Here is a 16,036-nt window from a genome sequence, read left to right on the forward strand (position 1 = left end):
CGATCGACGAGGAGACCCTGCTCAAGCGGCTCCCCGCGTCCTGAGCGCCCGCGTCCTGAGCGCCCGCGTCCTGAGCGCGCGCGTCCTGGGCGCCGGCCTCACTTCAGCAGGCCGACCCCCCGGGCGATGACGAGCACGGACAGCATGAGGGCCGACACCGACTCGGCCGCCATGAGCAGCTTGGCCCGCGCCGACAGCGGCATCGTGTCGGTCGGGCTGAACGCCGAGGAGTTCGTCACCGAGACGTAGAAGTAGTCGACGAACCCGGGTGTCCAGCCCGACTTGACCGAGGATCGCGCGGCCACCTCGCCGATGGCGTCGTGGTCCTCGTCCTGGGGGAACCGGAAGTCGGCCACCGGCAGGTTCCGGCCGCGCGCCTGCGTGCGCCGGACGGGCCCGCCGCGGTCGAGCTCCCAGTACGCCATCGCGAAGATGATGATGTTGGTCAGCCACACCTGTCCGGCCGCCAGCAGCAGCTGCTTGCCGTTGTCGGTCCGCCCGGCGACGAGCTGCTCCAGGACCAGCACCAGCGCCACCGTGTTGGTCACCGCGATGAGGAGCACCAGCGCGATGGAGAGGCGTCTCAGCAGGCGGTTCTCCCGGCGCATCCGCCAGGGGTTCACCGCGACCAGGGGCACGAACAGCAGCAGCTCCAGCGCGGGCACGACGAACCTCGGCCCGAGCACGAGGTGGCCCGGCAGCGCCGCGTAGAGGGCGATGGCCACCACCACCGCGCACGCCGCAGGAAGCCGGGGCTCGCCGGGGTGCCCCGGCCGCTCGGCCCGCCTCCCTGGAGGCGCGTCGTCGTCATCCCGCTCCGAACGCTGATCGTCAGCGCGCTGCCCTGTGTCCTGCTCGGCTCGCTGCGCCATCTCCGGGCCTTCTCCCTGCATCGCTCCGCCGCGCGGCCAGGCCCGCGACGTACGGGCCGGTCACACCCCATTGCCCTGGGACGAGCGGTCTAGGCCGCGCTGAGGAGACGATCTACCAAGTGAAGGTCCTCGGCTCGCGGGGAGAGTTCCGGTCGAAGACCGCATTCCGTTTCCCGAGCGCGCGTCCCGGTTTCAGAGATGGCAGATGATGACCAGGCAGCTTCTGATCTCGACGTCGTCGATGACGGGTCCGAAGCCGCCGGGCACGGTGCTGGCGAATCGCACGGTGGTGGACAGGCCGGTCGCGACGAAAGCCACCTTCTGGTGGGTGTAACCCAGGTCGGGGAAACTCTTTCCGGTGGTGTCGAACGAGAACTTCCCCACCACGTCATCGTTGATCTGAATCTTCCCGGTCTTCACCACCGGCGCCCCCGCCGGATTTCCCGCGAGCCGGTAGCCGATCTCGTACTTGACCAATGGGAGCGTGCTGAAGGTCTGGGAGACCGCGCCCGTGCCGGAGCCGTTCAGGTCGAGCGACTGGACACCGTCGGCGGCCTGCCAGAACCCCTGGCCCACCAGGTCGACCGTTCCCCCGGTCACGCTCCACGCCCCGAACGACTGGCCCAAGGAGAAGGTCTGGAACGTGTTCGGCCTGACCACGGGGGTCTCGAAGCTGCCGTTGCTCTCCGCCGTCGCGTCGGCGGGCGCGGCCGTCACCGTGGCCAGCCCGGCCAGCGCGCCCGCCAGCCCAGCCCCGGCACGCAACCGCCGCCACCGGTTGCCGCGCCGTGCCCGGCGAGGGTCCTGCCCGGCCGCGCGGCCTGCCACGCGGGTGCTCGGAACGGTCATCGTCGTCCTTCCTGCCGTCGGCCATGTACGCGCGCCACATATCGGCGAACTCTCAAGCCTTTTGACCGTGAATTCGCGGCCCAGGCGGCATCACGAACAGGCAGATTAGCGTTCGCCCCCGCGCGCGCCCCCGTGGTGCGCCTTTTGGCGAAGTCAATACTTGGTATCCATGAAAGGCCTCCGCGGAGCGGGTCTCAGGGCAGGTGGCCACAGTACGGACCGGCCAGGCACAGGGACTGCCGCTCATCCTGCGCGAGGTCGCCTTCCCCCGCCTCGACCGGTCCTGAGCCGCCGGGGTACGCGCGTCACCGCAAAAGCACGTTCACCAGCACGGTGAGCAGGACGGACAGGGCGATCGAGACAAGGATCATGATCAGGCATCCGACCGCGCCGCCGAGCGGACGAATCCGGACGTTACGGTCCACGAGCTCTCCTTCTGCGGGGAACCAGGTCTACCTGCGCGTTCGCCCACTACAGCCCTTCCCTGTCCCGGCCATACCCAAGCAAGGCAAGGGCGTTGCCGCGGTCGTCGATTCGCGCATCAGCGACCAGCACAACTTTTGATCTTCGGTCTAGAGCCTGTATCAAAGCCTCTCGCGACCGGGAGATGCCAGGGCCGGGTTGTTCTAGAACGAAAGGCCGGGCGATTCGTTAGCTGATGGTTCGGAGCCCGGGCCACATCGCGGTCCACGACGACTTCAGGCCGGTGCAGACCTTGACGGCCTTGCCCTGCTCCCCGTTCGGGACGCCCAGTCCGTTGTCGATCCGGGCCACGTCGTGGCAGCCGACGAAGAACCTGCTCCAGTCGGTGGGCCGCCAGTCGCCGACGTGGACGACGACGGTGCGTTGAGCCGGTGGCGGGCCCCATGACCAGTACGAGTTGTGACCGGAGTAGATGGGGGGCAGTCCCGATCCGAGCAGGTCGAGTGCGCTCGCCTCGCTGTAGTCGTTGGTCAGGATCACCGCTCGGGCGCGCTCGTCGGCGGGCAGGGCTGCCACCGCGCCCTTCACCGTGGAGACGAACGCCGGCCAGCCGATCTGGTTCGCGGTGTCCGGCACCGTGGCCGGAAGGGTGCTGGCGGCATAGGTGGCGACGGGCAGGACCGGCAGGGTCAGGTACGCGAGGAGCAGACCCGAGACCAAGGCGGCGACGGTGAAGATTGCCCCCTTGATGCTGGCGTGGCCGCGTACGAGCCAGCGGTCGACGACGATCGAACCGGCGGCCATGAACGCGGCCGCGGTGCCGATCGCGTAGTAGGCCTTGCCTCCGGTCGCGACGACGAGGACGAGCGCGACGGGGCCCGCGATGCCGATCGCCCGCCACGGAACCGCGTTCCTCGAACGCAGGAGCCAGACCGCTCCGGCGAGGCTCACGGCGAACAGGATCGGACCGGTGAAGAGCCAGAGCAGCGGCACGATCTGGGCGCGGTTGTCCGCCGCGTACCCGGCGATGCGCGAGGCCATGGTGAGCTGGGGCCAGCCGTTCGTCGCCTGCCAGACGAGGTTCGGCGCCCAGAGCAGGAGAGCGATCCCGATGGCCGCCCACGGCCATGGTGAACGGACGACGTCCCAGCGCCGGGCGGCGAGAAGGCCCAGCGCCAGCCCCGCGGCCAGGAACAGCAGGGTGTCCTTGTTCTGCAGCCCTATCCCGGCGGTCAGGCCTACCGCCAGCCACAGGCGCCGGTCGGCACCGGCGAGAAGCCGGACCGCCAGCCACAGGATGAGCGCCCAGGCGAGCAGGTCGAGACCTGTGGTGGTGTCCATGTGGCCAGCGGCGAGATAGCCGGAGACGGCGGCCGTGATGGCCGCCAGGAACTGCGCCCGCCGAGACCCGCCGAGGTCGCGTGAGATGAGCGCGACGAGGACGACGACGAGCGCCGCCTCCACGGCCGGCAGCACCCGGACCGCGGTCGGCGAGACGCCCAGCAGGCCCACCGAGGCGGCGGAGAGCAACGGGGTCAGCGGCGGCTGGTCGACGTAGCCGAAGGCGGGATGCCAGCCCGCCACGACGAAGTACATCTCGTCGCCCAGGAAGCCGTAGGCGCCCGAGAACGCCAGCAGCAGAGCGACTACCAGACCAGCCATCAGGACCACCGGCCAGGGCACGACGAAGGACCGGGTGCGCTGGGTGATGTCCGGCATTGTCACAGTGTGATCGCGCTACCGCCACGGCGCTAGGGCCTGCAGCAAAGTCGATCAGAGCCATGGCTGACGGCCGGGCGGTCCTGTTTCTTGGCGGGGATGGCGAGGATGTCTTGCCAGCAGGCCATCCGGGCCGGGTCCTCGGTCTGCATCCACGTGCAGAACGAGCTGATCGCGGCCAGGCGCTGGTTGCGGGTCGAGACGCCGTTGTGCCGGTCTTCCTGCAGCCGGCCGAGGAACGCCGTGACGGCGCCGGCGTCGATGTGGTCAAGGGTGAGCTTGCCCCGCGCGTGGCGATCACGTGCGGGTGCCCGCGGGGTTCACCATCCCGGCCATCTCTTCGTTAGTCGGTGCGTGCCAGGGGAAGGAGGCGTTGCCGGAACATCTGCTGGGAATCGCCGGCTGCAGCGGGCCCTCCGGGCAGACCTCGCAGGACTTGATCGGTAGGCGGGTTTATTATGGAGAAGGCTGTACGGACCTTGGTGCCGGCGCGGCTCGACCGGTTGCCGTGGTCGCGGTTCCACACGCGGCTGGTCGTCGCGCTCGGGGTCGCGTGGGTGCTCGACGGGATGGAGATCACGATCGCCAGCGCGATCGGGTCGGTCCTGCAGGACAGGCAGACGCTCGGCCTGTCGGCCGTCCAGGTCGGGTTCACCGCGACCATCTACCTGATCGGCCAGGTCGCGGGCGCGCTGGTGTTCGGGCGGCTGTCCGACCGGTTCGGCAGGCGCAGGCTGTTCGTCCTGACGCTGGGGCTCTACCTGGTGGCCAACGGGATCACCGCCTTCTCGCCCAACCTGGCGTTCCTGCTGGTCTTCCGCTTCTTCGCCGGGGCGGGCATCGGCGGTGAGTACGCCGCGATCCACTCGGCCATCGACGAGCTGATCCCCTCGCGTTACCGTGGCCGCGTCGACCTCGCGGTCAGCGGCACGTACTGGCTCGGCGCGATCATCGGTACGGCGAGCACGTACGTGCTGCTCAACCCGGACATCCTGCCCCTGGACCTCGGCTGGCGCATCGGGTTGCTGATCGGGCCGGTGCTCGGAGCGATGATCTGGGTGCTGCGCCGCCACCTTCCCGAGAGCCCGCGATGGCTGCTCATGCACGGCAGGCACGAGGAGGCCGAGGAGGCCACCCGCACGGTCGAGACGGCGGTCGCCGAGGGCGGGCGGGAGCTACCGCCCGTGGACGAGGACAAGGCCCTGGAACTGCGCCCGCACGGCGCGCCGTCGTACGGCGAGATCCTGCGGGTGGTCGTCCGGGAGTACCCCAAGCGCACGTTCCTCGGCGTGTCGATGATGGTCAGCCAGTCGTTCCTGTACAACGCGATCTTCTTCACCTACGTGCTGGTGCTCAACATTTTCTACGGCGTGTCCCCGACCGACGCCTCCAAGTACCTGCTGATCTTCGCGGTGGGCAACCTCGCGGGCCCGTTCCTGCTGGGACCGCTGTTCGACACCATCGGGCGCAAGCCGATGATCTCCAGCACGTACATCGCCTCGGGAGTGCTGCTGGCCATCACGGGGTGGCTGTTCAAGGAGGGAATGCTCACCGCGACCACCCAGGCGCTGCTCTGGTCGGTGATCTTCTTCATCGCCTCGGCGGCGGCCAGCGCCGGTTACCTCACCGTCAGCGAGCTGTTCCCCCTGGAGATCAGGGCGCTGGCGATCGCGCTGTTCTTCTCGATCGCCCAGGGGGTCGGCGCCCTCGGCCCCGTCCTGTTCGGCGCGCTCATCGGCGACCAGGCCCACCCCGACCCCTCCCGGCTGTTCTACGGCTACCTGCTCGCCTCGGGCCTGATGGTGGCGGCGGGCGTCGTGGCGCTGTTCTGCGCGGTGAACGCCGAGCGCCGCTCCCTTGAGGATCTCGCCCCGTCCCTGTCGATGGTGGACGCGAAGGCGGGCGCCGCGGCGACGGGGTGACTACTGTGAGTGACCATGGAGACGGTTGCCCGGAGTCTGGTGCCGGCGAGGCTCGATCGGTTGCCGTGGTCGGGCTTCCACACGCGGTTCGTGGCCGCGCTCGGGGTCGCGTGGGTGCTCGACGGCATGGAGATCACGATCGCCAGCGCGGTCGGGTCCGTGCTCAGGGACAGCCGGACCCTCGGCCTGTCGGCGGTCGAGGTGGGGCTCACCGCCACCGTCTACCTGATCGGCGAGGTGATCGGGGCGCTGGTGTTCGGGCGGCTGTCCGACCGGTTCGGCAGGCGCAGGCTGTTCGTCCTGACGCTGGGGCTCTACCTGGTCGCCAACGGGATCACCGCCTTCTCGCCGAACCTGGCCTTCCTGCTGTTCTTCAGGTTCCTGTCCGGGGCGGGCATCGGCGGTGAGTACTCCGCGATCCACTCGGCGATCGACGAGCTGATCCCCTCGCACTACCGGGGCAGGGTCGACCTCGCCGTGAGCGGCACGTACTGGCTGGGCGCCATGATCGGCACGGCCAGCACGTACGTGCTGCTCAACCCGGCCGTCTTCCCCGTCAACGTGGGCTGGCGGCTCGGGCTGCTGATCGGGCCCCTGCTCGGGGTGGCGATCTGGGTGCTGCGCCGCCACCTTCCCGAGAGCCCCCGCTGGCTGCTCATGCACGGCAGGCAGGATGAGGCCGAGCGGACCACCGCCGCGATCGAGGCCGCCGTCGAGAGCGGCGGACGGCCGCTGCCGCCGGTGGACGAGGGCAGGGCCATGGAGTTCCGCCCGCACGGCGCGCCGTCGTACCGGGAGATCGCCAGGGTGCTCCTGCGGGAGTACCCGAGGCGCACGTTCCTCGGCGCCACCCTGATGATCAGCCAGTCGTTCCTCTACAACGCGATCTTCTTCACCTATGTCCTGGTGCTGAGCGCGTTCTACGGGGTGACGCCGCACGACGCCTCGAAGTACCTGTTCGCGTTCGCGCTCGGCAACCTCGCCGGGCCCCTGGTACTCGGGCACCTGTTCGACACGCTCGGCCGCAGGGTGATGATCTCCAGCACCTACATCATCTCGGGAGCGCTGCTCGCCGTCACCGGATGGCTGTTCGAGCAGCGGCTGCTCACCGCGACCACGCAGACGCTGCTCTGGTCGGTGATCTTCTTCATCGCCTCGGCGGCGGCCAGTTCGGGCTACCTGACCGTCAGCGAGCTGTTCCCCCTGGAGATCAGGGCGCTGGCCATCGCGATGTTCTTCGCGGTGGCCCAGACGTTCGGCGCGCTCGGCCCGACGATCTTCGGGGCGCTGATCGGCGACCGCGCCCACCCCGACCCGGCCAGGCTCTTCTACGGTTACCTGTTCGCCGCCGCGATGATGGTGTTCGCCGGGGTGGTCGCGCTCGTGCTCGCGGTGGACGCCGAGCGCAAATCGCTGGAGGATCTCACGCCGCCCCTGTCGATGCGCGACGCAGGCCGGTGCGGGTGAAGTGCCGTGGTCAGCCGCGCAGGGCGGCGGCCTCCGAGGCCAGCTTCTCGATCCGGGAGTAGTCGCCGGAGGCGAGCGCGTCGGCCGGGGTCAGCCAGGTGCCGCCGACGCAGCCGACGTTCGGCAGCGCGAGGTACTCGGGAGCCGTCTCCAGCCGGATGCCGCCAGTCGGGCAGAACCGCACCTCCGGGATCGGCCCGGCGAGCGCCTTGAGGTACGCCACGCCGCCGGCGGGCCCGGCGGGGAAGAACTTCAGCTCGGTCAGCCCGCGCTCGGCGAGCGCCAGAACCTCCGACGCGGTCGCCGCGCCCGGCAGGAACGGCACGCCGCTGTCCCGCATCGCGTCCAGGAGGGCCGGCGTGCCGCCGGGGCTGACCAGGAACCGCGCGCCCGCGCCGGTGGACGCGGCGACGTCGGCCGGGGTGCGCACCGTGCCCGCGCCGATCACGGCCTCCGGGACCTCGGCGGCGATCCGGGCGATGGCGTCGAGGGCGCAGGACGTGCGGAGCGTCACCTCGATGGCGGGAAGGCCGCCCGCGACGAGCGCCCGGGCGAGCGGGACCGCCGTCTCCACGTCGTCGATCACGACGACCGGGACGACAGGGGCGAGATCGAGGATGTTCACGGGGTTGTGCTCCTAGTTGAGAGGGTGATGGACGGGTCGGTCTCGGGTGAGGGGTGCCGGGATCGGGAGGAGGCGATGGCGGAGTCCCGCCCGGCCACACGCTGGGCGAGCCAGGCCGCCGCGCCGGTCAGCGCGGGCTGCTCGGCGACGATCACCGTGGTCGCGATCTCGGTCAGGTAGCCGGACAGCACGAGGTTGGCCTCGAAGCGGCGCCGGAAGTCGCTCTCCTGGATGCGCCTGACGATCCTCGGCACGATCCCACCCCCGAGATACACCCCGCCGCGTGCGCCCAAGGTGAGAGCGACATTGGCCGCGAAGCTCCCTAGAAGCCCACAGAACATTTCAACCGTACGCGCGCACAGCGAATCGTCCACCCGCGCCACGATCTCCGGGGCGGACAGCGGGGCCACGGGGGTGCCGTTCACCAGGGCGAGCCCGTGGCGCAGCCGTACGAGCCCGGGGCCGGACAGCAGGTGCTCGGCGTCCACGAAGGACATGCCGTCGGCCCGCAGCGCCCGTACGACCTCGATCTCCAGGCCGGTCACGGCCGGCACGGAGACGTGGCCGCCCTCGCCGGGCACGGGCACCCAGCCGCCCCGCACCGGGACCAGGCCGGCGACGCCCAGCCCGGTACCGGGGCCGAGCACGGTCTTGACCATGTCCGGCGCCGGGGGCGGGCCGCCGAGCGAGGCCAGGTCGTCCGCGGCGAGGTGCGGCAGGGCCAGCGCGAGCGCCTCGAAGTCGTTGAGCAGCTCGACGTGCGGGATGCCCAGCTCGGTGACCGAGCCGGACCAGCCGGTGTTGGTCAGGCGGTAGCGGTCGGCGTTCACCGGGCCCGCGATCGCCAGGCACGCGGCGGCGGCCCGCGCCCCGCCGGCGTGGTCGGCGAGGTAGGAGTGCACCGCGTCCGGCAGGCCGTCGTACTCGGCCCCGGCCAGCACGGTCACCGTCCCGGGACGCCCGCCCGGCCTGGTGACCAGCCCGAAGCGCGCGTTGGTGCCGCCGACGTCGGCGACCAGCCAAGGGCTCTCCGGTGATGGGAGGGGGATCGGGCTCACGCGCGGGTCTCCGCGCCGCCGAGGGCGAAGGCTCCCGTACGGCTGTCCGCGTCCTCAAGGGCGAAGGTTCCCCTACCCGCGCCGTCGAAGGTGCGGACCCCCGTGCGGCCTTCCGCGCCGCTGAGGGCGAAGATGCCGGCGCCGCGCTCGGCCGGGCCCGCGGTGCGGCGGAAGGCGGCGAACAGCTCGCGCCCGGTGCCCACCCACTCGTCGTCGCGCAGCGGACGGCCCTCGGGGGTGCGGGCGGCCAGCTCGGCCTCGGGGATCAGGATGTCCAGCGTGCCGGTCCTCGCGTCGAGCCGGATCGGGTCACCATCCCTGACCAGCGAGATCGGGCCGCCGTCCGCCGCCTCGGGGGACAGGTGGATGGCCGCGGGCACCTTGCCCGACGCCCCGGACATGCGGCCGTCGGTGACGAGCGCGACCCGCTGCCCCCGATCCAGCAGCACGGCGAGCGGCGGGGTCAGCTTGTGCAGCTCCGGCATGCCGTTGGCGCTCGGACCCTGGTAGCGGATCACCGCGACGAAGTCCTGGGTGTCCAGCTCGCCGGCCGCGAACGCCGCGAGCAGCTCGGCCTGGTCGTCGAAGACCTTGGCGGGCGCCTCGATCACCTGGTGCTCTGGCTTGACCGCCGACACCTTGCTGACCGCGCGGCCGAGGTTGCCGCTGAGCATGTGGATGCCGCCGTCGGCGGAGAACGGCTCGCAGACCGGGCGCAGCACGTCCAGGTCGGCGCTCCGCGTGGCCCGCTCCTCCCAGACGACCTCGTCCTGCTTCAGCTCCGGCCCGCTCCGGTACAGGCCGAGGCCGCGCCCGGCGACCGTCAGCACGTCCTCGTGGAGCAGCCCGGCGTCGAGCAGATCGCCCATCATCACCTGCATGCCGCCCGCCGCCTGGAAGTGGTTCACGTCCGCCTGGCCGTTGGGGTACATCCGGGTCAGCAGGGGGACCGCCGCCGACAGCGCGGCCAGGTCGTCCCAGAGCAGCTCGATGCCCGCGGCGGCGGCGATGGCGACCAGGTGCATGGTGTGGTTGGTCGAGCCGCCGGTGGCCAGCAGCGCCACGGCCGCGTTGACCAAGGCCTTCTCGTCGACGACCTCGGCCACGGGGGTGTACTCCTCCCCGTGCGCGGTGATCTCGACCACGCGCCTCGCCGCGGCGCGGGTGAGGCCGTCGCGCAGGTCGGTACCGGGGTTGACGAACGTCGCGCCCGGCAGGTGCAGGCCCATGACCTCCATGAGCACCTGGTTGGAGTTCGCGGTGCCGTAGAAGGTGCAGGTGCCGGGGGAGTGGTAGGACTCGGCCTCCGCGTCCAGCATCGTGCCCCGGCTGATCTTGCCCTCGGCGAAGAGCTGGCGGGTGCGCGCCTTCACCTTGTTGGGCAGCCCCGAGGGCATGGGTCCGGCGGGCACGAAGATGGCCGGCAGGTGCCCGAAGTGCAGCGCGCCGATCAGCAGCCCCGGCACGATCTTGTCGCAGACGCCGAGCAGCAGCGAGCCGTCGAACATGTCGTGCGAGAGCGCGATCGCCGTGGCCATCGCGATGACCTCGCGGCTGTAGAGCGACAGCTCCATGCCCGCGCGGCCCTGGGTGATGCCGTCGCACATCGCGGGGACGCCGCCCGCGAACTGCGCGACGCCTCCCGCCTCGCGCACGGCGTCCTTCAGGATCGCGGGGTAGGTCTCGTACGGCTGGTGCGCCGACAGCATGTCGTTGTACGCCGACACGATCGCGACGCCGGGCCTCTCGTTCCCGCGCAGGGCCAGCTTGTCGCCGGGGGAGCAGGCGGCGAAGCCGTGGGCGAGGTTGGCGCAGCCGAGGCTCGCCCTGGCGGGCCCCCGCTCCCTGGCCTCACGCGCGGCGGCGCCGACGCGCCGCAGATACGCCGTGCGGCTGCGCAGGCTGCGTTCGGTGAGGCGCTCGGTGACCTCCTGTACGGTGCGGTTCACGGCAGGTCCTCCTCGTGCCAGGCGCGGCCGCTGCGGCCGAGCAGTTCGTGGGCGGCGGCCGGGCCGCTCGTTCCGGCGGGGTAGGGCTCGGGGAGCGCCGCCGCCGACTCCCAGGTGGCGATGATCGGGTCGATCCAGCTCCAGGCCGCCTCGACCTCGTCGCGCCGCATGAACAGGGTCGGGTTGCCCGACAGGACGTCCATGAGCAGGCGCTCGTACGCCTCGGGCACGCGGGTGCGGAAGGTGTCGGCGAAGCTCAGGCTGAGCGGCACGGGACGGGGGACGACCTCGCCCGCGCCCGGCTCCTTGGCCATGATGTGCAGGTGGATTCCCTCGCTCGGCTGGAGCCGCAGCACCAGCCGGTTGGGCCCGCCTCCGGGGAAGATCGAGTGCGGCACGTCCTTGAACTGGACGACGATCTCCGAGCGGCGGTAGGGCATCCGCTTGCCGGTGCGCAGGTAGAAGGGCACGCCCGCCCAGCGCCAGTTCTTCACCTCGGCGCGGATCGCGGTGAAGGTCTCCACGCGGCGCGAGGCGTCGGTGGGGGCGGTGCGGTCTGGCTCGTCGAGGTAGCCAGGGACGGCCTGCCCGCGCGCCTCCCCGGCGGTGTACTGCCCGCGCACGGTGAACCGGTCGGCCTCGGTGCCGGAGATCGGCCGCAGGGACTGCAGGACCTTGACCTTCTCGTCGCGGATGGACTCGCGGTCGTTGCGTGACGGCGGCTCCATCGCGACCAGGCACAGCAGCTGGAGCAGGTGGTTCTGCACCATGTCGCGCAACGCGCCCGCCTGGTCGTAGTACCCACGCCGCCCCGGTGTGCCGACGGACTCGGCCGCGGTGATCTGGACGTGGTCGATCCACAGGGAGTTCCAGATCGGTTCGAGGAACGCGTTGGCGAAGCGCAGCACGAGCAGGTTCTGGACGGTCTCCTTGCCCAGGTAGTGGTCGATGCGGAAGATCTGGTGCTCTTGGAAGATGGCGCCGACCTCGTCGTTGATGCGCTGCGCGCCCGCGAGGTCGCGGCCGAGCGGCTTCTCCAGCACCACCTGGGAGAGCGGGGTCACAAGGCCGGCCTCGTGCACGCCCCGGCAGAACGGGCCGAAGGTCATCGGCGGGCTGGCGAGGTAGAAGATCCTGGCGGTGTTCTCCCGGCCGGCGAGCAGGTGGGTGAGCGCGCGCCAGCCGGCGTGGTCGGGGCTGCCCACGTCGACCGACACGTGGTGCAGCCGGCCGAGGAACCGGTCCCAGCCCTCGGCGTCGTCGGCGTGCAGGCCGGGCCGTACCTCGGCCTCGGCCTTGCCGCGGAAGTCGGCGTCGGTGAGCCCGCCGCGCGACATGGCGATGATGCGGGTCTCCGGCGCGAGCCGTCCGTCGCGGTCGCTGTGATAAAGGGCGGGGAGCAGCTTCCGCATCGAGAGGTCGCCGGTGCCGCCGAACACGATCAGGTCGGCCACGTGCGCCGTGGGGCGGCCGGACACCTCGGCGTTCGCGTCCGGGATGGAGGGCACGGACGGGGCGGAAGGCGCGGGCACGGTCGAGGGCTCGAACGAGGTCATGGGCGCGGGCTCAGGCACGGGGGAAAGCTCCGTAGATCTACCAACTGGGGACAGAACGGACACTAGCCCGATCTTTGGTCGCACACAACCACAGTTTTGACATTTGAGATAATGAACTTAGGAACTTCAGATTACAAAAGAGGTGTGGTTGACTTGGCCGATGGGTCGACGATCAGCCTCCGCGCTCGCCAGCAGCGGCGAGGTGCTCCACCTGATACGCACCGGTGAGGCGGTCACCCGGGCGGACATCGGCAGGGTCACCGGGCTGTCGCGCCCGGCCGTGGCGCTGCGCGTGGCAGGGCTCCTCGAACGCGGCCTGGTCGTGGAGGACACCGAGGGTCCCTCCACCGGCGGCCGGCCCCCGGCCAGGCTCGCCTTCAACGCGGCGGGCGGCGTGGTCCTCGTCGCCTCGCTGGGTGCCAGCCGCACGCAGATCGCCCTGTGCGACCTCGCGGGTTCCGAGCTCGCCCGCACCGACCTGGAGATCGACGTCGAGCGCGGCCCCGGCGTGGTGCTGCCGCTGCTGATGGACGTCTGGGCCGACCTGCTGGGAGACCGGCCGATGTCGGCCGTCCGGGGCGTCGGCCTCGGCGTGCCCGCGACCGTCGAGTTCGCCGCGGGGCGCACCGAGAGCGCCCGGGTGATGGCGAGCTGGACCGGCGTGGTCATCCCGCCGCTCATCTCGGCGCGCTACCCGGTGCCGGTCTTCGTGGACAACGACGTGAACGTCATCGCCATGGGCGAGTACCGCGAGGCGTACGCGCGGGAGGTCGCCGACCTGCTGTTCGTGAAGGTGTCGACCCGCATCGGCGCCGGGGTGATCGCCGGGGGCGAGATCCTGCGCGGGGCACTCGGCGCGGCCGGGGAGATCGGCCACATCCCCGTGCGCGACGGCGGGGGAGTGCTGTGCCGGTGCGGCAACATCGACTGCGTCGACTCGGTGGCGAGCGGCACCGCGATCCTGCGCGACCTGCGGGCCAGGGGCCGGGAGGTCTTCTCGCTGTCCGACGTGGTCACCCTGGTCCGCGCGGGCGACGCCGAGACCATGACCGTCGTGCGCAGGGCCGGACGGCTGCTCGGCGAGGTGATCGCCAGCGCGGTCAACCTGCTCAACCCCGCCGTGGTGGTCCTCGGCGGCGACGTGGCCGAGAACTTCCAGCCGCTGGTGTCCAGCGTGCGCGAGGTCGTCTACCGGCGCTCCACGGCGCTTTCCACGCGGAGCCTGCGCATCGAGCGCAGCCGGCTCGGGGCCGGCGCGGGCATCACCGGCTGCGCGGTCATGGTGATCGACCACATCCTGGCCCCCGAGGTGGTCGACGCCTCCATCGACGGCACTGGCCCGTTCGAGGCCGCCCACCACCTACGGCCGCCCCACCCGGTGGGCTCGGCCGGCTAGGGACGGCCGGGCGCGCTCAGGGAGCCCGGCCGGTCATGCGGGGCGGCCGGGGCGCTGAGTGGGCGCATATCAGGCAGCTCAGGGCCTGCTCCAGAGCCTTGGGGCCGGCCGACGGGCGAGGGCACTCGTTTGAGACATGGGTCGGCGCGGAGGCCGTGGCAAGGCTCCGGATACGTTCGGAGATAGGGGGACCGTGACGTGCATGGCGTTGGCTCCTTGGTTTCGCGAGTTCGCGTCACACGGCAAGTTAAGGTTAGGCTTCCCTTACTTAGATATACCTCATCACAGCGAGGTCATCGTGCGCTACACCGGACCCAAAGTGCGCCTGTCCAGGAGGGCAGGCCTGCCGCTGACCAGAAAGGCCGTGCGCTACTTCGAGCAGCGCCCGTACCCGCCGGGCGAACACGGCCGCAAGACCAACCGCCGCGCGGCGGGCGACTACAGCCTGCGGCGGATGGAGAAGCAGAAGCTGCGCTGGTACTACGACGTCTCCGAGAAGCAGATGAGGAGATACTGGGGCCTCGCGCTGCGCCGGCCGGGGCGCTCGGGCGCCGAGCTGGTCTCGCTGCTGGAGAGCCGCCTCGCCTCGCTGGTGCTCCGCTCCGGGCTCGCCCCGTCCATCTACGCCGCCCGCCAGTACGTCAACCACGGCCACATCACCGTGGACGGGCGCAAGGTCGACATCCCCAGCTACCTCGTACGGCCCGGCCAGACCGTCGCCGTGCGGCCCAAGTCGCGGGCGATGCAGCCGTTCGTGGCGGCGGCCGAGGGCACCTACGCCGACGAGGTCACGGCGCCGTACCTGGACGTGGACCTCGGCGAGCTGACCTTCACGCTCCTCGCCAGGCCCGAGCGCCAGCAGGTCCCCGTCCTGGTGGACGAGCAGCTCGTCGTCGAGCACTACTCGCGCTGAGCCGCCGCCTCACCGCATGGAGGAGGCGCCCTCGCGGGCGGGCATGGCCTCGCGCAGCGCCGCGATCTCGGCACGCAGCGCGGCCAGCTCGGCGGCCACGTCGCCGCGGGGCTCGCGCTCGCGCTGGTGCTCCTCCTCCATCGCGCTCACGACGACGGCGATGAAGAGGTTCAGCACGACGAACGTGCAGATCAGCACGAATATCACGAAGAACACCCACGCCGAGGGGTGGTGCTCCATGACGTCCCGGTTGATGTCCGACCAGCCGTCTCCGGTCATGGTCTGGAACAGCGTGAACAGCGACGTCGGCAGGTCGCCGAAGTAGTCGGGAGAGGCCGCCCCGTACAGCTTGGTGCCCATCACCGAGGCCACGTAGAGCACCAGAGCGAGCAGCAGGGCGATCGAGGCCATGCCGGGAACCGCGGTGAGCAGCGCCGACACCACCCGGCGCAAGCTCGGCACCACCGAGATCAGGCGCAGCGCCCGCAGGATCCGCAGGGCGCGCAGCACCGACAGCCCGCCCGCCGCCGGCATGAGCGACACGGCCACGATGACGGTGTCGAAGAGGTTCCACGGGTCGCGCACGAAGCGCGCCCGGTCGACGTACATCTTCGCCAGCAGTTCGGCGACGAACACGTAGAGCGCGGCATGGTCGACCACGTGCAGCACGGCGCCGTACGACGCGAGCGCCGAGGGCGAGGTCTCCACGCCCAGGGTGGCCGCGTTGACCACGATGACGGTGATGATCGCGCGCTGGAACCACGTCGATTCGAGGACCTGACGAACACGATCACGCATGGGGATGAGCACTCCTGGACTCGGAAGATCGGAATGCGCAAGATCCTAGAGTCTGTACGGATATGCTGCAGGCCGCCCGCGGATCCGTGCGTACTCGGGTTCGAGGACGTCAAGCTCGCATCCGGGCCCCGGAGACAGGGGAAGCGCCTGCGGAAGGCCGCGTACGGACACCCTGGGCAGATGGTCCACCGATCCCGGTCGCGGCCGGCGACGGCGTCAGCGGGGCGGGCCGTACGGCTCGATCGGGGGGTCGGAGAAGGGGCCGCCGGCCGCCGGGGTGACGCGATCGCCGGCGTCCTCGGTGACGCGCAGCGCGTAGAGGCCCTGGGCGGGGTCGAGCGGGACCAGGCCGTAGGCGGTGTCCACCTCGTCCTCGTTGAGGCCCAGTTGCCGCATGGCCTGCGCGAGGGTCGCCTCCGGCGGGAGCTGTACCGTGACCAGGACCATGCCCACCACGCTACGCGCACCTCTCGGCCCCGTACACGGGGG

Annotated in this window: 13 protein-coding genes; 4 read left to right on the top strand and 9 right to left on the bottom strand. The window is 71.0% G+C overall.

What is annotated here, in order from left to right; all coding sequences use genetic code 11:
- Window positions 1-98: 98 nt before the first annotated feature.
- The 3 genes from AB0O34_RS25485 to AB0O34_RS25495 all read right to left on the bottom strand — a co-directional run bounded on the left by AB0O34_RS25485 (window position 99) and on the right by AB0O34_RS25495 (window position 3,863).
- Window positions 99-872 carry a hypothetical protein gene (locus AB0O34_RS25485; protein ID WP_363919374.1) on the bottom strand — a complete coding sequence of 258 codons (774 nt, stop codon included), beginning with the start codon at window positions 870-872 and terminating at the stop codon, window positions 99-101.
- A 192-nt stretch (window positions 873-1,064) separates the two neighbouring features.
- Window positions 1,065-1,721 carry a choice-of-anchor C family protein gene (locus AB0O34_RS25490; RefSeq protein ID WP_363919376.1) on the bottom strand — a complete coding sequence of 219 codons (657 nt, stop codon included), beginning with the start codon at window positions 1,719-1,721 and terminating at the stop codon, window positions 1,065-1,067.
- 651 nt (window positions 1,722-2,372) lie between these two features.
- Window positions 2,373-3,863 carry a glycosyltransferase family 39 protein gene (locus AB0O34_RS25495; RefSeq protein ID WP_363919420.1) on the bottom strand — a complete coding sequence of 497 codons (1,491 nt, stop codon included), beginning with the start codon at window positions 3,861-3,863 and terminating at the stop codon, window positions 2,373-2,375.
- A 458-nt stretch (window positions 3,864-4,321) separates the two neighbouring features.
- Between AB0O34_RS25495 and AB0O34_RS25500 the strand changes: the two genes are divergently transcribed.
- Both AB0O34_RS25500 and AB0O34_RS25505 read left to right on the top strand, forming a co-directional pair.
- Window positions 4,322-5,785, top strand: coding sequence for an MFS transporter (locus AB0O34_RS25500; protein ID WP_363919378.1), 1,464 nt, complete (start codon window positions 4,322-4,324; stop codon window positions 5,783-5,785).
- A 15-nt stretch (window positions 5,786-5,800) separates the two neighbouring features.
- Window positions 5,801-7,252, top strand: a complete 1,452-nt coding sequence (locus AB0O34_RS25505; RefSeq protein ID WP_363919380.1) for an MFS transporter — start codon at window positions 5,801-5,803, stop codon at window positions 7,250-7,252.
- 10 nt (window positions 7,253-7,262) lie between these two features.
- Here the strand turns inward: AB0O34_RS25505 and eda are convergent, their stop codons facing one another.
- Genes eda through zwf form a run of 4 tightly spaced genes read right to left on the bottom strand, consistent with a single transcriptional unit; the run spans window position 7,263 to window position 12,458 of the window.
- Window positions 7,263-7,877 carry a bifunctional 4-hydroxy-2-oxoglutarate aldolase/2-dehydro-3-deoxy-phosphogluconate aldolase gene (gene eda, locus AB0O34_RS25510; RefSeq protein ID WP_363919382.1) on the bottom strand — a complete coding sequence of 205 codons (615 nt, stop codon included), beginning with the start codon at window positions 7,875-7,877 and terminating at the stop codon, window positions 7,263-7,265.
- Complete coding sequence (gene glk / locus AB0O34_RS25515; protein WP_363919384.1) at window positions 7,874-8,935, bottom strand: glucokinase; 1,062 nt, start codon at window positions 8,933-8,935, stop codon at window positions 7,874-7,876. Before glk ends, eda begins: the two co-directional genes overlap by 4 nt.
- Complete coding sequence (edd, locus tag AB0O34_RS25520; RefSeq protein WP_363919386.1) at window positions 8,932-10,884, bottom strand: phosphogluconate dehydratase; 1,953 nt, start codon at window positions 10,882-10,884, stop codon at window positions 8,932-8,934. The genes glk and edd overlap by 4 nt, the downstream gene beginning before the upstream one ends.
- Window positions 10,881-12,458 (bottom strand): glucose-6-phosphate dehydrogenase, encoded by a 1,578-nt coding sequence (zwf, locus tag AB0O34_RS25525; RefSeq protein ID WP_363919388.1) that lies wholly within the window; start codon window positions 12,456-12,458, stop codon window positions 10,881-10,883. Before zwf ends, edd begins: the two co-directional genes overlap by 4 nt.
- A gap of 142 nt (window positions 12,459-12,600) precedes the next feature.
- Here zwf and AB0O34_RS25530 point away from each other — a divergent pair, with 142 nt between their 5' ends.
- The gene (locus AB0O34_RS25530) at window positions 12,601-13,836 is read left to right on the top strand and encodes an ROK family transcriptional regulator (RefSeq protein WP_363919390.1); all 1,236 of its coding nucleotides are present in this window, start codon (window positions 12,601-12,603) and stop codon (window positions 13,834-13,836) included.
- A gap of 298 nt (window positions 13,837-14,134) precedes the next feature.
- Complete coding sequence (gene rpsD / locus AB0O34_RS25535) at window positions 14,135-14,749, top strand: 30S ribosomal protein S4 (protein ID WP_363919392.1); 615 nt, start codon at window positions 14,135-14,137, stop codon at window positions 14,747-14,749.
- A gap of 9 nt (window positions 14,750-14,758) precedes the next feature.
- Here rpsD and AB0O34_RS25540 read toward each other — a convergent pair whose 3' ends face one another.
- Together AB0O34_RS25540 and AB0O34_RS25545 are read right to left on the bottom strand one after the other, a co-directional pair.
- The gene (locus AB0O34_RS25540) at window positions 14,759-15,547 is read right to left on the bottom strand and encodes an ion transporter (RefSeq protein WP_363919394.1); all 789 of its coding nucleotides are present in this window, start codon (window positions 15,545-15,547) and stop codon (window positions 14,759-14,761) included.
- A 216-nt stretch (window positions 15,548-15,763) separates the two neighbouring features.
- A complete protein-coding gene (locus AB0O34_RS25545) occupies window positions 15,764-15,994 on the bottom strand; it encodes a hypothetical protein (RefSeq protein ID WP_363919422.1) in 231 nt (76 codons plus the stop codon).
- Window positions 15,995-16,036: the final 42 nt, after the last annotated feature.

It is taken from the genome of Sphaerisporangium sp. NPDC088356, from assembly GCF_040685555.1.
Taxonomy (GTDB): domain Bacteria; phylum Actinomycetota; class Actinomycetes; order Streptosporangiales; family Streptosporangiaceae; genus Sphaerisporangium.

Excerpts from the sequence above, each read along its gene's own strand:
- AB0O34_RS25485 (WP_363919374.1), bottom strand. The coding sequence starts at position 872 with ATGGCGCAGCGAGCCGAGCAGGACACAGGGCAGCGCGCTGACGATCAG.
- AB0O34_RS25490 (WP_363919376.1), bottom strand. The coding sequence starts at position 1,721 with ATGACCGTTCCGAGCACCCGCGTGGCAGGCCGCGCGGCCGGGCAGGAC.
- AB0O34_RS25495 (WP_363919420.1), bottom strand. The coding sequence starts at position 3,863 with ATGCCGGACATCACCCAGCGCACCCGGTCCTTCGTCGTGCCCTGGCCG.
- AB0O34_RS25500 (WP_363919378.1), top strand. The coding sequence starts at position 4,322 with ATGGAGAAGGCTGTACGGACCTTGGTGCCGGCGCGGCTCGACCGGTTG.
- AB0O34_RS25505 (WP_363919380.1), top strand. The coding sequence starts at position 5,801 with ATGGAGACGGTTGCCCGGAGTCTGGTGCCGGCGAGGCTCGATCGGTTG.
- AB0O34_RS25530 (WP_363919390.1), top strand. The coding sequence starts at position 12,601 with ATGGGTCGACGATCAGCCTCCGCGCTCGCCAGCAGCGGCGAGGTGCTC.
- AB0O34_RS25540 (WP_363919394.1), bottom strand. The coding sequence starts at position 15,547 with ATGCGTGATCGTGTTCGTCAGGTCCTCGAATCGACGTGGTTCCAGCGC.
- AB0O34_RS25545 (WP_363919422.1), bottom strand. The coding sequence starts at position 15,994 with ATGGTCCTGGTCACGGTACAGCTCCCGCCGGAGGCGACCCTCGCGCAG.